General features: G+C 44.9%; 17 protein-coding genes, 1 other RNA gene and 2 riboswitches. Of the genes, 7 read left to right on the top strand and 11 right to left on the bottom strand.

Translation table 11 applies throughout. The annotated features are described in order from the left end of the window. Positions 1-15 precede the first annotated feature (15 nt). The 3 genes from HW45_RS15390 to thiD all read right to left on the bottom strand — a co-directional run bounded on the left by HW45_RS15390 (position 16) and on the right by thiD (position 2,377). Positions 16-756, bottom strand: coding sequence for an ABC transporter permease (locus tag HW45_RS15390; RefSeq protein ID WP_373455219.1), 741 nt, complete (start codon positions 754-756; stop codon positions 16-18). 62 nt (positions 757-818) lie between these two features. Then, positions 819-1,559, bottom strand: a complete 741-nt coding sequence (locus HW45_RS15385; protein WP_038227943.1) for an ABC transporter ATP-binding protein — start codon at positions 1,557-1,559, stop codon at positions 819-821. Beyond that, positions 1,556-2,377: a bifunctional hydroxymethylpyrimidine kinase/phosphomethylpyrimidine kinase gene (thiD, locus tag HW45_RS15380; RefSeq protein WP_006072541.1), complete on the bottom strand. Its 822-nt coding sequence runs from the start codon at positions 2,375-2,377 to the stop codon at positions 1,556-1,558. Before thiD ends, HW45_RS15385 begins: the two co-directional genes overlap by 4 nt. Positions 2,378-2,447: 70 nt before the next feature. Beyond that, a riboswitch (TPP riboswitch) is annotated at positions 2,448-2,549 on the bottom strand. 340 nt (positions 2,550-2,889) lie between these two features. Here thiD and HW45_RS15375 point away from each other — a divergent pair. After that, complete coding sequence (locus tag HW45_RS15375) at positions 2,890-5,415, top strand: glycosyl hydrolase family 18 protein (protein WP_038227941.1); 2,526 nt, start codon at positions 2,890-2,892, stop codon at positions 5,413-5,415. Between the two features lie 82 nt (positions 5,416-5,497). Here HW45_RS15375 and ribB read toward each other — a convergent pair whose 3' ends face one another. Next, the gene (gene ribB, locus HW45_RS15370) at positions 5,498-6,160 is read right to left on the bottom strand and encodes a 3,4-dihydroxy-2-butanone-4-phosphate synthase (RefSeq protein ID WP_031495066.1); all 663 of its coding nucleotides are present in this window, start codon (positions 6,158-6,160) and stop codon (positions 5,498-5,500) included. Positions 6,161-6,356: 196 nt separating this feature from the next. Further along, positions 6,357-6,504, bottom strand: a riboswitch (FMN riboswitch). 233 nt (positions 6,505-6,737) lie between these two features. Here ribB and HW45_RS15365 point away from each other — a divergent pair. Beyond that, a complete protein-coding gene (locus HW45_RS15365; protein WP_051868158.1) occupies positions 6,738-7,256 on the top strand; it encodes a GNAT family N-acetyltransferase in 519 nt (172 codons plus the stop codon). Here HW45_RS15365 and HW45_RS15360 read toward each other — a convergent pair. Further along, positions 7,253-7,828 (bottom strand): DedA family protein, encoded by a 576-nt coding sequence (locus HW45_RS15360; RefSeq protein WP_038228010.1) that lies wholly within the window; start codon positions 7,826-7,828, stop codon positions 7,253-7,255. The genes HW45_RS15365 and HW45_RS15360 overlap by 4 nt on opposite strands. A 21-nt stretch (positions 7,829-7,849) precedes the next feature. Here HW45_RS15360 and HW45_RS29610 point away from each other — a divergent pair, with 21 nt between their 5' ends. Both HW45_RS29610 and HW45_RS15355 read left to right on the top strand, forming a co-directional pair. Beyond that, positions 7,850-8,023, top strand: a complete 174-nt coding sequence (locus HW45_RS29610) for a hypothetical protein (protein ID WP_156020474.1) — start codon at positions 7,850-7,852, stop codon at positions 8,021-8,023. A 14-nt stretch (positions 8,024-8,037) separates the two neighbouring features. Beyond that, entirely contained in the window at positions 8,038-9,102 is a 1,065-nt protein-coding gene (locus tag HW45_RS15355) for a threonine aldolase family protein (RefSeq protein WP_038227938.1), read from the top strand. Between the two features lie 156 nt (positions 9,103-9,258). On the opposite strand, the gene HW45_RS15350 is transcribed toward HW45_RS15355, so the two are convergent. The 3 genes from HW45_RS15350 to smpB form a co-directional block, all read right to left on the bottom strand. Then, positions 9,259-11,301 (bottom strand): FUSC family protein, encoded by a 2,043-nt coding sequence (locus tag HW45_RS15350; protein ID WP_038227936.1) that lies wholly within the window; start codon positions 11,299-11,301, stop codon positions 9,259-9,261. A 194-nt stretch (positions 11,302-11,495) separates the two neighbouring features. After that, positions 11,496-11,862: a transfer-messenger RNA gene (gene ssrA / locus HW45_RS28860) on the bottom strand. 67 nt (positions 11,863-11,929) lie between these two features. Next, a complete protein-coding gene (gene smpB, locus HW45_RS15345) occupies positions 11,930-12,415 on the bottom strand; it encodes an SsrA-binding protein SmpB (RefSeq protein ID WP_006072527.1) in 486 nt (161 codons plus the stop codon). A 175-nt stretch (positions 12,416-12,590) separates the two neighbouring features. On the opposite strand from smpB, the gene HW45_RS15340 reads away from it, so the two are divergent. Further along, positions 12,591-13,031 (top strand): SRPBCC family protein, encoded by a 441-nt coding sequence (locus HW45_RS15340; RefSeq protein WP_006072526.1) that lies wholly within the window; start codon positions 12,591-12,593, stop codon positions 13,029-13,031. Further along, positions 13,021-13,386: an RnfH family protein gene (locus HW45_RS15335; RefSeq protein ID WP_038227934.1), complete on the top strand. Its 366-nt coding sequence runs from the start codon at positions 13,021-13,023 to the stop codon at positions 13,384-13,386. The genes HW45_RS15340 and HW45_RS15335 overlap by 11 nt, the downstream gene beginning before the upstream one ends. Before the next feature lie 58 nt (positions 13,387-13,444). Here HW45_RS15335 and bamE read toward each other — a convergent pair whose 3' ends face one another. The 3 genes from bamE to nadK all read right to left on the bottom strand — a co-directional run bounded on the left by bamE (position 13,445) and on the right by nadK (position 16,707). After that, the gene (gene bamE, locus HW45_RS15330) at positions 13,445-13,804 is read right to left on the bottom strand and encodes an outer membrane protein assembly factor BamE (protein ID WP_006072521.1); all 360 of its coding nucleotides are present in this window, start codon (positions 13,802-13,804) and stop codon (positions 13,445-13,447) included. 170 nt (positions 13,805-13,974) lie between these two features. Next, positions 13,975-15,639, bottom strand: a complete 1,665-nt coding sequence (gene recN, locus HW45_RS15325) for a DNA repair protein RecN (RefSeq protein WP_006072519.1) — start codon at positions 15,637-15,639, stop codon at positions 13,975-13,977. Between the two features lie 183 nt (positions 15,640-15,822). Further along, on the bottom strand, positions 15,823-16,707 hold the full coding sequence (nadK, locus tag HW45_RS15320; protein WP_006072517.1) for an NAD(+) kinase: 885 nt from the start codon (positions 16,705-16,707) through the stop codon (positions 15,823-15,825). Positions 16,708-16,861: 154 nt separating this feature from the next. On the opposite strand from nadK, the gene grpE reads away from it, so the two are divergent. Continuing rightward, positions 16,862-17,470, top strand: a complete 609-nt coding sequence (gene grpE / locus HW45_RS15315; protein WP_006072516.1) for a nucleotide exchange factor GrpE — start codon at positions 16,862-16,864, stop codon at positions 17,468-17,470. Positions 17,471-17,691: the final 221 nt, after the last annotated feature.

Here is a 17,691-nt window from a genome sequence, read left to right as displayed (position 1 = left end):
TTTTCCTTTTGATTGTTATTTATTTTCCCAAGGGATTAGGCGCTTGAGCCCCCAATCGGTAAAAAAGTAAAGCGCGACTGAGACGCTGGCTAAAATAAACAGCGCCGCAAACATTTCATCAATTAACATGCGAGCATTGGCTTGCAACATGAGATACCCCAAGCCCTCACTTGAACCAACCCATTCGCCAGCGACAGCACCGATAGGAGCAACTACGACGGCGACTCGTATACCAGAGGCAAGGACAGGTAGCGAGGCTGGTAAACGTATGTGCCATAGTTGTCGGAAGCGGCTAGCCCCCATAGTCTGTGACAAATCCAAATAGCCCACAGGCGTATTACGCAGTCCGTCATAGCAACAAGTGGTAACGGGAAAGAAGATAATTAGTGCTGCCATGACCACTTTGGAAGCAATACCGTAGCCCAGCCACAGCATCAGAATTGGAGCGAGAGCGAACACTGGGATAGCCTGGCTGGTTATTAAAATCGGCAGGAGCCAACGTTTGACGGGCTGAAACAACAGCATCTGCAGTGCAAAGAACAGCCCCATTGATAAGCCAAGTAGGAGCCCGAGCAGGATCTCTTGTGTCGTAACCCAAGTGTGTTTAAGAAGTACATCTTGACGCTCGACCAGCTTAACGAGTACGGCCTCGGGTGCTGGTAAGATAAAACTGGGGAGCTCAAACAGCACCACGATAGCTTTCCAAAGCCCTAAGATAATCAGGAAGCTAACCAGTACTCGCAATAGTGTGCTTATCCCTTGTTTTTTCTGAGCAGCCGCCTGTCGACGGCTTTGTTCAGCGACTTGTGTTAAGACTGTCACGAGTGTCCCCCTAAATGTTCTAGGATGGATTGTTGGATGGTTGCGAATTCGCCATCGATATCTCTAGGAATAGCCGATTGTGGAGGGACGACTTTATTGAGCTGAGCGGGTTTCCCGTTCATGACCAATATTTGCTCGCCGAGCCTCAAGGCTTCTTGAGGATCGTGGGTGATCAATAACACTGTTTTATCACACAACAACTGAGCGGCAAGATTTTGCAATTTATGTCTAGTGACGGCATCAAGCGCAGAAAATGGCTCGTCCATCAACACTATCGATTTGTCTTGCATTAAAGTTCGAGCTAATGCAACGCGCTGTTTTTGTCCGCCAGATAGTTCGTTGGGCAGAACATTCGCTTTGCTATCGAGTCCAACCTGTTCCAATAACGCCAAGGCTTTGGCTTTCGTATTGGCTTCGACACGCTGACCATTTAAACGTGTAGCTAAACACACATTATCAACAACGGTTAACCAAGGCATAAGTAAGTCTTGCTGCGCCATGTAGGCTACGTTGCTCGACAGCTGAGTAAGGCTAGGAACTACAGTTTTGGCGGTAAAGGTGACTTTTTCCGTTAGTAGCCCAGCGATATAGCGCAGCAATGTCGACTTCCCGCAGCCACTAGGTCCTAACAAAGCGGTCCAGCTTCCCGCTTCAAACTGTACGCTCAAGTCTGAGAATATCGGTTGAGCGTCACCTAAATAGGTGAGCGTGGCGTTTTCAATACGAATATCGTTCATCGGTTCAGCGCGTAAAAGTGGTGAACAGGACCGTGCCCCTTACCGATGTCGAGCTCATCGGCGTGGGCAATCGCTTGAGTAATGTAGCTTTTACCGTTGGAGACCGCTTGATGTAAGGAATTATTTTGAGCCAAGTAAGACGCGATGGCAGAGCTTAATGTGCAACCTGTACCATGAGTATTCTTGGTATTGATACGCGTTGTTTCAAAGATAGACACATCATTTTGAGTAATCAGTAAGTCATTACTGCTGGAGTCTGACTCAAGGTGACCACCTTTAAGCAAAATCGCTGACGTATTGAGTTCGCGTAACTGGTCAATCAACGCTTCCATGTCATTTTGGGATTGCGGAACTTGGGTGCCAAGTAGGGCTGCACCTTCAGGTAAATTAGGTGTGATCACTGTCGCTAAAGGTAGTAATTCCGTTTTTAACGCATCAATAGCGGAAGGTTCTAATAGCAGGTCGCCACTGGTAGCGACCATGACAGGGTCTAGAACCACATGCTTTGGCTGATATTGACGAATCTTTTCAGCCACAGCGCGAATAATATTGGCGTCAGCAAGCATACCGATCTTTACCGCCACTACATCTAAGTCGCTGAATACCGCGTCTAATTGCGCCTGAACAAATTGAGGATCGATGCCGAGAATACCAGATACACCTTGCGTGTTTTGGGCGGTCAATGCAGTAATGACTGAGCACGCATAAGAACCTGTTGCTGAGATGGCTTTAATGTCAGCCTGAATTCCAGCGCCACCGCCAGAATCGGAGCCAGCGATCGTCAATACAATAGGAGTTTTAGAGGTTGATGATGTCATATCATGTTCCTTTTCAGGGTAGGAACACAAAATAGGCAGGGCAAAGATCCACTGCGGACGCAGAGTCTTAGTGCGGTGTCTATCAGTTCCCTACGCCAGTGCTAACTGAATCAGGTTCAACGGGTCTCACCACTTTAGTGATCTCAGCGAAAACGCTCCCCGACTAATGAGAAAGGACATTGTTATACAAGCGCTGGTTTTTTTCCAGAATTAAAACGTGAGCTCATCGACTTAAACGGAAAATACCTCCGAGTGCGCTTATTCTCTTGGTGAATGGGTTTGGTGTTTTTTAAGGAAGGAGGTGCCATCACAAGAATAAAATTCTGGGCACAAAGTAAAAATGTGAATGAAAATTCTTGTTACATATTGAGTATTTTTGAGTGGTGACTCGAAGTGAGTTTATTTTTTGAACACAAAATAAACCCCAAGTTCTATTAATTGTTCTCGATGTTCACACTTTTATAACAGGTGTGAGCAGCGTCATTAGACCTTTCAGGGAAAGAGAACAAATAATGAAAAATCTATTATTAGGGGTATCGGCGGTTGCTTTGGCGGTAAGCCAAAGTGTCAATGCCGCGCCAGCAAAACCCTCAATTGACGTCTGGGGCTCGAATAATCTGCAGTTTTCGAAAATCCAATTGGCTATGGAGACCACCTCTGGCTACGACCAGATGGTTCAATACAACGATCTAGCAGAGATCAAAATCACATTTAATCAGTGGAGTGGTACCACTGGAGATACTTATAACATCTACTTCGATGGTAACAAGGTGGCGACAGGGCCAATAACTGGTAGCCAAACAACCGCTACGTTTGGTTATGGTCAGGGTGGTTTGTATCAAATGCAAGTGGAAGCGTGTGATGCAACGGGATGTAGCAAAAGTGCGCCAATGGAGCTGGTGGTTGCTGATACTGATGGCTCTCATCTAGCCCCTTTGACAATGAATATTGACCCCAACAACAAGTCTTATAATACCGACCCTAATATGGTCGTCGGCACCTACTTTGTGGAATGGGGAATTTATGGGCGTGACTACACAGTAGACAACATTCCGGCAGACAACCTAACCCATATTATCTATGGTTTTATCCCGATTTGTGGTCCTAATGAATCGGTGAAATCTGTGGGGGGCAACAGCTTTAATGCTCTGCAAACCGCCTGTAAGGGCATGCAAGACTTTGAAGTGGTTATTCACGACCCTTGGGCAGCGTACCAGAAAAGCTTCACTCAAGCTGGTCATGACTACAACACGCCAATTAAAGGCAACTATGCCATGTTAATGGCCCTAAAGCAGCGTAATCCCGATCTTAAAATTCTCCCTTCCATTGGTGGTTGGACTCTTTCAGACCCATTTTACAGCTTTACCGATAAAGCCAATCGAGACATATTTGTCGCGTCTGTGAAACGCTTCCTCAATACGTGGAAGTTCTATGATGGCGTGGATATCGATTGGGAGTATCCGGGTGGGGATGGCGCTGCATCAGACTTAGGTGACCCAGTAAACGATGGTCCGGCTTACATCGATTTGATGAGCGAACTGCGAGCTATGTTGGATGAGCTTGAAGCAGAAACAGGCAGAGAGTACGAGCTGACTTCCGCGATTGGCGTTGGTCATGACAAGATTGAAGACGTGGATTATGGCAAAGCGATTCCATATATGGATTACATCTTTGCCATGACATATGACTTCTATGGCGGCTGGAATAATGTTCCTGGACACCAAGCCGCGTTGTATTGTGGCAACTTTATGCGTCCTGGGCAATGTGATGGAACAGGTGTTGATGCCGAAGGGGTTCCATACAAAGGGCCTGCCTATACTGCGGACAACGGTATTCAGTTATTGTTGGCTCAAGGTGTACCTGCGAACAAGTTGGTATTGGGTGCCGCCATGTATGGCCGAGGTTGGGCTGGGGTAACACCTGATACTTTAACTGACTCCACAGATCCTATGACTGGCGTTGCGACCGGCAAACTGAAGGGTTCAACAGCTCAAGGAGTATGGGAAGATGGTGTCATTGATTACAAAGGCATAAAAGAGTATATGCTTGGTCCAGACAACACTGGAGTCAACGGTTTTGAGTACGGTTACGATGCGATGGCTGAAGCGGCCTATGTCTGGAATCAAACAACTGGCGATTTGATTACTTTCGACGATGGCCGTTCAGTGAAAGCGAAAGGTGCTTATGTTCAAAGCCTTGGACTTGCAGGCTTATTTTCATGGGAGATTGATGCTGACAATGGTGACATTCTTAATGCAATGCATGAGAGTTTAGCTGGCGGAACACCAAGCAATCGTGCACCCTTTGCCAGTGCTGGTGCAGACCAATCAGTTCAAGGCCCTGCGACAGTAATATTAGATGCTAGTGCATCACGTGATAGTGATGGCTCTATCGTAAGCTATAGCTGGGTGCAAACTGGTGGTGACGCGGTAGTTCTTGTTGGATCCGATACGGTTCAAGCGAGTTTTGATGCTCAAGAGGTCACTGCGACACAGACTTATCAGTTTACGGTGACGGTAACGGATAATGAAGGTGCAACGGCCACAGACGTGGTAATGATTAATGTCACTCCAAAAGTGACGACTCCAGATAATACTGCGCCGAACGCGGTCATTGCTGGACCGACTACTGCTAGCGCTAATGAAGCTGTGGTGTTGGATGCCAGTGCATCAACAGATGCAGAAAACGATATGTTGAGTTTCAGTTGGCAGACACCCAATGATCTAGATGTATCTGTTCTAGGCAGTTCAGTGAGCTTTTCTGCACCTAGTGTTTCTGTCGATACGAGTTATATCTTCACTGTGACCGTTAGTGATGGCTCACTAAGTACCAGTCAGACTCATACGGTTACGGTGAGTGCCGATGGACCAATTGGTGGTACTTGTGAAGATAATTGGGATGCGGCAGCGGTGTACACTGGTGGTGATCAAGTGATTTACCAAGGCCAGAACTACAAAGCCAAATGGTGGACGCAGGGTGAAGACCCTACGAAAACAGGCGAGTGGGGTGTCTGGGAAAATACCGGCGCATGCCAATAAGAAAGGCAAGAACTCGTTAGCTAAGTGCTAGAACCAAAATCGCCACCTAATATTAGGTGGCGATTTTCATTGAAGCAGGGGCTTAAGCTGATTGCTCTGCCGTTGCTAGGCGATATTGAACCATATCTTCAATTGTCAGTACTGGCATGTTGTGAAGCTTACCAAATGCAACGATTTCTGGAGCTTTCGCCATTGTTCCGTCTGGGTTAGTGACTTCACAAAGTACACCAAATGGTGATAGGCCAGCCATTTGCATCAGGTCAATGGTTCCTTCAGTGTGACCACGACGAGTTAGTACTCCACCTTGCTTCGCACGTAGCGGGAAAACGTGCCCTGGACGAGCAAGATCTTCTGGTCGAGCACCAGTTTGACATGCTGTCTTGATAGTTGTGACACGATCAGCGGCAGAAACGCCAGTTGTCACTCCCACTTTTGCTTCGATAGAGACGGTAAATGCAGTTTGGTTAGCGCTGTTGTTGTTCTCAACCATAGGCGGTAAGTCAAGTTGCTTGGCTTGTTCATCAGTAATACACAAGCATACAATACCACTGCACTCACGAATCATAAGCGCCATTTGCTGGTTAGTTAAGTGATCAACGGAATAGATGATATCGCCTTCGTTTTCACGATCTTCGTCATCGAGTAGCAATACACCGCGACCTTCTCGAAGGGCTTGTAATGCGATTTCAACGCGCTCTAGTGGGTTGCCAAATTCAGATAGCAATGAAGTTTGGTTCTGATTCATGGTAATACTCCTAAATAAAAATACCAGAATCAGGGCATAGGTATGGGGACCCTGTATGAAAATACACAGATCCAAAAGATAGATGAACGACACCCGCATCGCCGTAAAGCAAGGAGGTATCATTCTATATTTACAACGTGCGCAACAATACGCACAGCAAACTGTAGTGAGCACTCACTACAGTATCTGTAAATATCATTATCCTCTCCCATCCGGACTTTAACCGTCGGCTCTGGATTCTCACCAGATCTGCTGACCTTAACTTCATAAAGTTAAGCGCTCGCGGGCTTATCAAACATTGATTTACCGCCGGTGGGGAATTTCGCCCCGCCCTGAGAATAAAAGTTAATGTCTTAACGACTTGTAAATGGTAGCGATTTTTTTACAACTTGAAAAGCAGCAAGGGTCGCATTAATTACAATTACGACTCCAAATATCACCGCTTGTTCTACACTGAACCTTTTCGGTAGCCAAATAGCTACCTTCGTCACTCTATTGAGTTGATGAGTGTGATAAACATGCAGCCTTGCCAAAATTAGGCGGCAGATATGTGTGCCCGATTTAAAAAGAGAACAAAATGCAATTAACGCTAGAAACAGAACGACTTATTTTACGTGACTTTCAACTGGGTGATATCGAGGCATGGCTCACCATAACGTCTCATCCCAAGTATCAAACCTTCTATCCAAAAGAAGAGTGCTCGCCGGAGTTTAATGCGCATTTACTGGAAATGTTTGTCGAGCAATCAGAGCAGCTTCCACGCACCAAATTCCAGCTTGTGATTGAAGGAAAAGAGAGCCATCAAGTTATTGGCACTGTTGGCTTTCGCTTAGAAGCTGATAATCAAGCATCTATTGGCTTCGGTTTAGCGGTTGATAGGCAAGGACGAGGCATCGCGGTCGAAGCCATGTCTGCTTTAATTGAGTTTGGTATTGGTCAATTTGCTCCGACAACCATATTTGCTGAAACTAAAGCAGGGAATAAGGCTGCCATTGCCGTTTGTCGCCGTTTAGGACTCAAACCGTCCATAGCAGAAGCCAGTCCAATCGATGATATGGATATCTTACGACTAGAGTTAGCGGTGACAGTAGACTAACTTGTGCGTCGCTTTCTCGTCATAAGCGCGACGATGAGAGCGACAAATAAGCCGGCTGACACCAACCAAACGATCGCTCGGTGTTGATGATAAAACTGCTGGAATAACTGTAGGTGGTCAAAAGCAAAATGAGTGAGTAAACCAAATACAGCAACCCAAATCGTGGTCGCAAGAGCGTTCCCTAATAAGAACTCATTGCGCGGCATTTTTGCTACGCCACACGCCAGTGGCATAAACTGCTTCATTCCTTCAACGAAACGGCTGATGACTAAGCATGCAGGGCCATAGCGTTTTATCATTGATTGAAGCTTTTGCATTTTAGGGCCTGATACATAACCTTTCTTATCTAGCCACCCCTCAAAATAGTAGCCAATCATATAGCCACAAGTATTACCCAAAAAGCAGCTTAACCAGGATATTGACAGGACCAAGCTTAGATTCATAACCTGCTGTGAAGAGAGTATTGAAGCAGCAATCATCAAAGATTGTCCTGGCATGGGAATACCAATACCTTCTAAAAAGATACTGACAATAAGAGCGAAGTAGCCGTACTGCTCAAGTAACGGTTTCATTGCGAGCAAAAGGTCGTTGATATGTTGCAAGCGCGGTATCCAAATAATGAAGATCTATTGATAGATACTCCTGTTATTCCTGTTCGTCAATCAAAGTCCCGACAAAACCTACACCTCACTGCTGAGCAATCGATTAACAATCTTCTCTTTACTAAACAACTGACAGGTGACATGGTTGACGCACGTTGTATATGAGAAAGGAAGATAAGATGCAGGATAAGTGTCAAGTTGTATTGCCTGGAAATCGGGCGATTACACCCGCAGAGATGTTTTCGCAAATGGCAGCCTGGTGTGAGCAAAATGGTGTAAAGCACGACAAATATGGTGAGGGGGAATTGATACAATCCTTTGAGCGCCAAGTTGCGGAACTCCTTGGATTTGAAGCCGGACTATTTGTAATTACTGGCACCATGACACAGCCCACTGCGCTGCAAATTGCCTGTGAACAGCGAGGCAGTAACAATGTGGCAATGCATCCTTCCTGTCATATCTATATACATGAAAACCAAGGCTATCAGTTACAAAATCGTTTTAATGCATTGCCCGTTGGCAAACCTTATGAGCCTTGGAATGTGTCATCGCTTTTGCAAATTCCAGACACGCTTGGGGCGGCTGTTTATGAGTTACCAATGCGAGAAATTGGTGGGCAGTTACCTAGTTTTGGTGAACTAGAGGCGATTAAAAACCACTGTCAAACCAACAACATTCACTTACACATGGATGGAGCTCGGCTTTGGGAGTGTGCTGCATACTACCAGAAATCTTATCAAGAGATCGCTAATGGCTTTGATTCAGTTTATGTCTCTCTTTATAAAGGTATCGGAGGATTAGGTGGCGCGATGCTGCTTGGTGATAAAACCTTCATTGATAAAGCGAGTGTTTGGATGCACAGACAAGGTGGTAGTGTTTATCAGCGTTCTCCATATGTTGTTGCAGCGGCGATGCAATTTGAATCACGTATTCAAGCACTTCCTTCCTTATTCGAGCGCACACTTGAGCTCTATCAAATATTGGCAGATTACCCCTCTCTCACTCCGAATCCAGAAGCTCCGCAAGCTAATATGCTACATATCCATTTGCCAATTAGTCAGAAGAAAGCCATTGCCCTTCGCGATACCTTAGCGCAGCAGCACAGTGTTTGGATTGGCAATCCCCAACAAGGGCCACTCGCACAGCAGAGCTATATTGAGTGGTATGTTGGTGACACATTGCTGCAGATGCCAGACGATGAGTTGAAAGGATATCTCGAGCTCATTGAGCAAGGTTGCCAGTAGTACGAGTAAAACCTGCAACCTTTTGACCACCAGTAAGCTTTTGGGCTATGGGTGGTCAAAAGCAAATAACCGACATTAAGAATAAGTAGTTTACTGAGACTGGAAGAGCGATAACTAGCGTAGTTGTCGCTCTTTTTTCTTATATCTCTCGTACAGTTAGCTATTAAGGTTGCGCCTGACTAAATCGTGCATCTGTTTAATGGTCATTAATGCTAACCATATGATCTCTTCTACCGAGCGTTGACCTGATGTAGAGCTGAGTGCTTTGTCTGCGGTTTTATTACTCAAAACAGGTAGTTCGTGAACTTGTTGGTCGCGCAGACTAAATATTAAGGCATCCATTGCGCTGTTGATTAAATACTCTACCTGCTTGGAACCTTGATACGAGACGCCAGCTCGCACCAAAGGCAAAAGCAAACAGAGGTAATGATTGAGCAGTCGGTAATGGCTTAGCATATCGTCATAATAATGTGGGTCACTGCGAGTGTGGCGTGGTTCTTGTTGCATCTCACTATATACCAACTCAAGGTCACTCTCGGCAGTAAGCATTGCGGCTCTTTGCTTAGTGAGATCTATGTGGCTTCTTTCAGCCGGCTCCGCTTGCAGTTGAGTGTAGCAATACACAAAAAGGCTTTTTGAGCTGTCCAATGCCTTTAGTGCTTGAGAGTGAATTTCTTTACCGCGCCACTGTGGCCATAAAGCGCTGTAGCCTAACAACACTATCGCACCACCAATAAGATTATCGATCAAACGTGGTGCTGCAAAGTTAAGCCCTTGATGAGCCATAGCATGGTAAACCAGAATTAATAAAGCGGTGATACATCCAATAGCAAGCGAATAACGGCGCATGATATTAAGCATAGCGACGGGCAGTAATACAATTATCAATGTGTATATAGCTGCGGGCGGCACTCCAATTTTAATGACAGTTGTTGCAAATAAGACGCCCAAAGCGGTGCCTAAACAGCGCTGCCATGTCTTACTGCGTGTGGCTAAGAAGCTAGGTTGGATCACCATTAACATGGAAATAAGCACCCAATCAGGACGAATCAATTCGAAATACTCAGCAATGCCAGCACCAAGAGCAAACATCAGCCCCACACGAGCGACGTGCCGCCAAATTGGATTGTCTTTACTTGGCCAGCGCAAGGAAAGCTCGAAGGGCTGTACTTCAAAAGAGCGTTCGTAGGCGGGCTCGTTTAACTCAATGCGATGAGATATGTGTTTAATCGCATAGGCCCAGTAGCGGAAACGCGGTTGATCTTCAAGCTTTACCGCTTCGATGAGATCGTGAGCCTCTTGCTCGAGTGAACTTAAATGGGCAGCCTTCTCATGCGTGTTGTACAGCAACTGTCTCGCTTTGTGTCTGAGCCTTTGCTGACAGTGTTGGCTCCATACCAATAGTAGGTCACGTTTCGACTTACTGGATTGGAACTGTGATAACAGATCTGGGTTATTAGTATGACTGCTCAGAATAACCTCAAAAGTATCCAGAGCGAGAAATAACGCCTGTCTAAGATCGTTAACATCCTCATGTTTTGAGCGAAAGGACTCAGATTGAAGGGCTTGTTGAAAAAGCTCAATAAGCTGGTATTTGATAAGACGCTTAGGAGCTTCACTTTCATTCCCTAACAAAAAAGATTGTCGATATTGAATATAGTCTGCCAATTTCTCGTAGATCGCCGAAAGGCAGACTCGCAACGCATAATGTTTCCATAAGGCAAACCATAGCCAGCTGAAGAGCGCAAAAGTGAGCGGTCCAAGGACTAACATTGGATACAAAAGGGTGCCGGAGTGTGAATGATAAAGCGACAAAGTCACCACGGCGATAAGCAAACTCGACATACCCAGTCGCCCCCAGAATGGTCCATTAACGGCAAAACTTGCCATCACGGCACCAATAGCACCGTAAGTAAGCCACAAGGGTAATTCAGTCAAAAGCAATACGTAGCTAGCAACGAGAGTAAGACTCCACGTCATTGCAGTAATAGCAAACCGAGTCCAACGTCTAGGCCCCGCAGTGTCTAATCCGCTGATCAATGCTGCGGGCATTGTCATCAAAGCGGTCATCGCAATATTAACTTGATGGAATAACACACCTAAGCTAATAAAAATCACAATGGCGCTGGTGGCTCGTAGCCCTAAGTTGATGGATGGTGAGTACCAAACCTTACGTAAAATGGCAGGAGAAATGGTCATAAACCCTCGACACTTATTGTTATCCATTCAGTGTAACTCGAATTGTTACAGTTGTTTCGGTATCAACTACAGATTACTAAATTGTCGAGCTGAGAAGGCTCATTTGACCGCAAAGTGAATTGGCTTCGTCTGGGGAAGGTCATAAGAAACAAAAAGGGCGATAACTCTAGGAGTTATCGCCCTTTCCAAACGTTTGGTGGAGCTGGCGGGAGTTGAACCCGCGTCCAGAAACCATTCATCATTGGTACTACATGCTTAGTCGATCTTTAATTTCACCACCAACCTGCGAACCGACACGCTAGTTAATGGCTAACCTGAATTATAATTCGCCGTTCATCTCTCAGGTGGGAAAATCCGGGCTAGCGCGTTTGGGTTTGATCTCTCGTTATTCCCCGTCTTACGTGCGGAAGCTAGGGCGAGAGAGCTCTGAGCAGGTTATTAAGCTGCTAGTGCGTAGTTTTCGTCGTTTGCGACTATTTTTTTGCGGCTTTTTACGTGGCCAACCGCCCCACGGCATGCACCTCAGACTGCAAAATTCCTGTCGAATCCTAAATCAGCCCCAAAGTGTTCCTTGCATAGTACCAGAAAAGCTTACACTGTCTAGCTTTGCAAGTTTAAGTGGTCACTATTAACGCAAATTACTCTTCATAATTCGTGCTTTATCGCGAGCCCAATCTTTTTCTTTAAGATCAGCGCGTTTGTCGTGAAGCTTTTTGCCTTTCGCAACACCGACTTTGAGCTTCGCCCAAGAGCGAGACCAATAAAGTGCAGTAGCTACTAATGTCATACCATCACGGTTAACCAAACCAATAAGTTTGTCTAGTTCACGACGGTGCATCAGTAGTTTACGAACGCGAGTCGGTTCAGCCACGATGTGTGTAGATGCTTGGTTAAGCGGAATGATAGACATGCCACTGATGTACGCCTGACCATCACGGATATAGACGTAACTTTCTGCGATATTAGCTTTGCCTTGGCGAAGTGATTTTACTTCCCATCCTTGCAGCTCAATTCCAGATTCAATTTCGTCTTCGATGTGATATTCGTGGCGAACTTTTTTGTTCTGAGCGATGGTATTGCTACCCGCTTTTTTCTTTGAATTCTTCTTTACCATAATGGAGTCATTATAAGGTCTGTTTTTGGATTAAGGAAAGGCTTTTATGTGCTTGATTGATAAATTAGCAACAAGGGTGTGTGCTTGATTATGACGAAACGTAAGGTCGAGTAACTTGAGCTAACTCAAGGTAAACAGTAGAATCGGAGGCAGCCTTTTATTTTGAGGAAATTTTATGCAACAAGTGACGCGTTCAGCATTGGTGATGTTTAGTGCTGATCAAATGTTTAACTTGGTCAATGATGTTGACAGTTACCATGAGTTTTTGCCTGGTTGTTCTGGCTCTCGAGTTTTGGAGTTATCGAACTCAGGTATGGTGGCGTCGGTCGATGTATCAAAGGCCGGGATCAGTAAAACCTTTACGACAGCGAATACCTTGGTGCATGGCAGCGAAATTTTCATGGAATTGGTCGATGGTCCATTTAAGATGTTAAAAGGCGTTTGGTCCTTTATTCCTCTTGATGATCAGGCTTGTAAAGTGGAGCTGAAGCTAGAGTTTGAATTTTCGAGCAAAATGATTGAATTGGCGTTTGGTAAGATTTTCCACGATGTGACCAGTAATATGGTCAATGCATTTACCAAGCGTGCCAAAGAGGTGTACACCTATGAGTGCTGATAGTCAGCTTATCCATGTCGAAGTGGTGTATGCACTACCTCACGAGCAGCGCGTGTTTCAACTGGTTGTAAATCACGAGTCAACGGTCGAAGAGATCATTCAAAAGTCAGGCGTTTTAGCGGTTTATCCTGAAATTGATCTTGAAAGCAATAAAGTGGGTGTGTTTAGTCGTAATGTTAAGCTGGACGCGACAGTACGAGATAAAGACCGTATTGAAATCTATCGTGCGTTGCTAGCTGACCCGAAAGAAATTCGACGTAAGAGAGCAGAGCAGGCCAAAATGGCTGGAACCGCTGACCCAGTTACTGGTGGAAAACCTGCTGCGCAGAGAAAGTCTGAATCTACATCCAGTTAGTGGTGACGTTTAAATGACTCAAATAAAAAAGCTCGCTAAATGCGAGCTTTTTTGATGTCTAATTTAGGCTTTCGTAGAACTGGTCACTGGCTTCATAATCGCCAGAGATACTGGTGAGAGTGCCTGTTGCATCGAAGTTGGCAACTAGATTACGTTGCACTGGATCATCGTGACCTTTCGTTGCATGGTAAATGTAATACCAAGTATTTGGGTAGCCATTTTCAATCAGCATAGGTGAGCCAAGTACGAAACGAACTTGTTCTTTTGTCATGCCGAAGCGTAGCTGTTCAACAGCCGTTTGCTCAACAAAGTTACCTTGGTTGATATCGATACGATAAACGATTTTTTCGATCACTGAACATCCTGTCAGCATTGTGAGCGCGAGTGGTAATGCGATCAACCACTTTTTTAATTGCATAGCTTTAATTTACGACTTTGATTTTTGAGACTGCAAAGATAATAAACAAGGATGAAGCAGAAGTAAAAACTTGTCTGTCTTAGATTGTAACTAGAGACGCTATTTTATGAGTTAGCTTACAATCCTTGTTTAAAAAAACAATCCGATGGAACTATCGTGAAGTCCCGCAATCACGCCGCAATTAATAGCTCTTTCGCATTGGCCAGTGTGCTATCTGTAATCTGGCTACCGCCCAGTAACCGTGCTAATTCACTGATGCGTTGTTGTTCGTTTAGCGTCAACATACTGGTCTCAGTTTTGTTGGCTTTGGTAGTTTTCGTAACAAATAGCTGTTGATGGCCATGGCCCGCAACTTGAGGTAAGTGGGTAACGCACAGTACCTGAGTTGATTCTCCGAGCTTACGTAACATTTTGCCTACGACTGCTGCTGTTGGACCACTGATACCTACATCTACTTCGTCAAAGATTAGGCTAGGTGTGTCAACTTTTTGTGCGGTAATGACTTGAATCGCGAGTGAGATTCGAGATAGCTCACCGCCAGAGGCTACTTTTGCGATTGGTTGCATTGGTTGACCAGGGTTGGTGGAAACAACGAATACCACGTTATCCATACCTGTTGGTGAAGGATGCTCTTGCTGGAAATCAACGGTAATGGCGAACTTGGCCTTCTCCATGCTCAATTCATGCATGCTTTGTGAGATCAATTTGTTGAGCTCTTTCGCGTAGCGTCCACGAGATTTGCTTAGCTTTTCACAAGAGCGGACGTAAGCGTCGAAATGTGCAGAGACTTCTTCCTCCATTGCCGCTAACTTTTCATCGGAGCAGTCCAGTGCTTCAATTTGCCCCAGAAGATCTTGATGATGTTGGTACAGCTCTTCGGGCATCACATGGTGTTTTCGAGCCAGAGACATAATCTTTGAAAAGCGTTCTTCTACATAGGCCATACGTTCAGGGTCAACATCAATCTTATCAAGGTAACTGCGCAGCTCGGTATTGGCCTCCTCTAACTGAATCATGGCTTCTTCAATCATATTGGGTAGGGCAGTCAATTCGGTGTCTAACTCGGCAAGTTGAACCAGTTTACTGCTCACAGTTTGAAGCATACCTAATGCATTGACTTCTTCACCTTCATAGATGATATCAATGGCTTGCTGACAGGTGATTGCCAGCTCTCCGCTATTTGATAGACGTTTATGTTCTTGTTCTAATTCGGGAAACTCTTGTTCGCCAATCGCTAGCTCATTAAGTTCTTTTATTTGGTACTCTAAAAGTTGAAGCTGAGCGAGGTTATTAGCACTGTTTTCTTTTAATTGGGAGAGTGCAATATCGGCACTGCGCCATGCTTGGTATTTATTGCGAACTTGTTGCAATAAATTAGTGTGACCAGCGTATTGATCTAGCAGTGACAATTGGTAATCGCTTTTCATCAACTGGTGATGAGCGTGCTGACCATGTATGTTGATTAGAAGCTGCCCTAGAGATTTTAATTGCGATAACGGAACAGGGCTGCCGTTGATGAAGGCACGCGAACGACCTTCTTTGGTAATGGTGCGTCTTAAAATACATTCAGTGCCATCAAACAAGTCATTATCTTCCAGCCAACGTGTTGCTTGTTGGTTGTTTTCGATAACAAAAGCCGCGGTGACTTCGGTTTTATCTTCACCAGCGCGAACGGCTCCTGCTTCCGCTCTGCCACCTAAGCATAGTCCTAGTGCATCAATCGCAATCGATTTACCTGCGCCAGTTTCACCGGTGATGGTTGTCATACCTGTACTGAGTTCTAACTGCAGAGATTTTACAATGGCAAAATTATTAACACTTAGATGAGACAGCATTTTTAGTTACCTGTTTAAATGAACACTACTGTATGTAAATTCAGTATATACTGTTTCTTTATACAGTAAAGTTGTACAGGTGTTTTTTATGTGATTGAACGCACTGTTGTTGAAATTGTCGTCAATGTTAACGCTAGATACGAAAACCCCAGCATTATGTGCTGGGGTTCATCAATATGATTTTTAAAACAATTTGCTTGACCAGCCAAGCTTGTTTCTTAGGACGTGGTAATAGCTATAGTCTTTAGGGTGAATCAGTTTCAGACGATTCGGGCTTTGGTAAATATGAATCTCGTCACCTGGTGAGACGGGTAAGGAGATTTGCCCGTCACAACTGACTTCTTGAGTGCCTCGGTTATCGGGGGAGACAATCAGCTTAATGCGACAGTTTGCATCGACAACCAAAGGGCGACTAGAGAGGGTATGAGGAAACATCGGCACCAGTGAAATCGCATTTAGGTTCGCAGACAGAATAGGGCCGCCTCCTGAAAGCGAATAGGCTGTTGAACCCGTTGGTGTAGAAACGATTAGCCCATCAGAGCGTTGGCTAAATGCAAAGGTATCATCTATGTATACTTCAAACTCGATCATATGTGCGACTTGTCCTGGGTGAAGGACTGCTTCATTGAGAGCGGCATTATGACTCTTTATCTGGCCATGACGATGAATTTCGGCTTCAAGAAGAAAGCGCTCTTCTTCACGAAATTCCCCTTGAAGTACGGCCTCAAGAGAGGTTTCAAACCCTTCTGGATTTAAATCGGTCAAAAACCCTAAGCTACCTCTATTGACGCCAATAACCGCAACATCGAAGCGCGAGAGAACTCGTGCTGCTCCGAGCATGTTACCGTCACCTCCAACCACAATGGCTAGATCAGCTTCACGTCCAATACGGACTAGGCTAAAAAAGTGTTGTCGTGGGATATCGACGAGAATGTCGATAAGCCGGTCGTCCACCAATACTTTGTAGCCTTTAGAGGTGAGCCAGTGAAACAGTTCTTTATGGGTCTGAACGGCTTTCTGTGCTCTTGGTTTGCCTATGATGGCGATCACCTCAAAGGGTTTTTTCATATCACTTCCAAACTAATAGTGCTTGAATCACAAATCTTCATCCCCATAATATACCCAAAGTATGTATATATGCAGTGTTTGGTATGATTTTGATCCAAGTTTTATGGGCAAGTCATATTCTACATTGCCTTGAATTGAGTATTCCGGAGAAACCATGAGCAACGAAGAAAATAAGGTAAACCAAGAAGAGCTGCACACGCAAGAAGCGGAAGCGAAGCAAGCTGACGCTGATGTAGTTGGTTCTGACGCTGATGTTGAGTGGAACGAAGAATCCGAGCAAGATATTCAAGAATCGAAAATTGCTCAACTAGAAGCAGCTTTGCTAGCGAGTGAATCGAAAGTAAAAGAGCAGCAAGATGCTGTGCTTCGTGCAAAAGCAGACGTTGAGAACATGCGTCGCCGCACAGAACAAGAGATCGATAAAGCACGTAAATATGCACTGAATAAGTTTGCTGAAGAGTTGCTTCCGGTAATTGATAACCTTGAGCGCGCTATCGCTGCTGCTGACACAGAGAATGAAGCGGTAAAACCGATTGTTGAAGGCGTAGAGCTAACTCACAAAACGTTCGTTGATGTGGTAGCTAAATTTGGCTTGAAAGAAATTAACCCTGAAGGTGAAGCGTTCAATCCAGAGCTGCACCAAGCGATGTCTATTCAGGAAAGTGCTGATCATGAACCTAATACCGTAATGTTTGTTATGCAAAAGGGTTACGAGCTAAATGGCCGCGTGATCAGACCAGCTATGGTAATGGTGTCTAAATAACAAGCAAACAGTTAGGGATTGACACTAGAGGTTTATCCCGCTTGTTTTTGATTTATAGAGAAATGAAGCCTTATGGGCTTCATTTTTTTTAGTTATTTATTCTAATGACCTTTGAAAAAACAGGTGATAGTATTTTAAATTTTGGATAACAAAATGTAAAATTAATGCTTTATTTTGAGCTTCAGATCTGTAAGATGCCCTGAGCTTTCTACTAATAAGAA

This window comes from Vibrio sp. ER1A (assembly GCF_000733315.1).
Lineage (GTDB): Bacteria > Pseudomonadota > Gammaproteobacteria > Enterobacterales > Vibrionaceae > Vibrio > Vibrio mediterranei.
The sequence above is the reverse complement of the archived record's forward strand: the minus strand, read 5'-3'. Positions and strand labels throughout refer to the sequence as shown.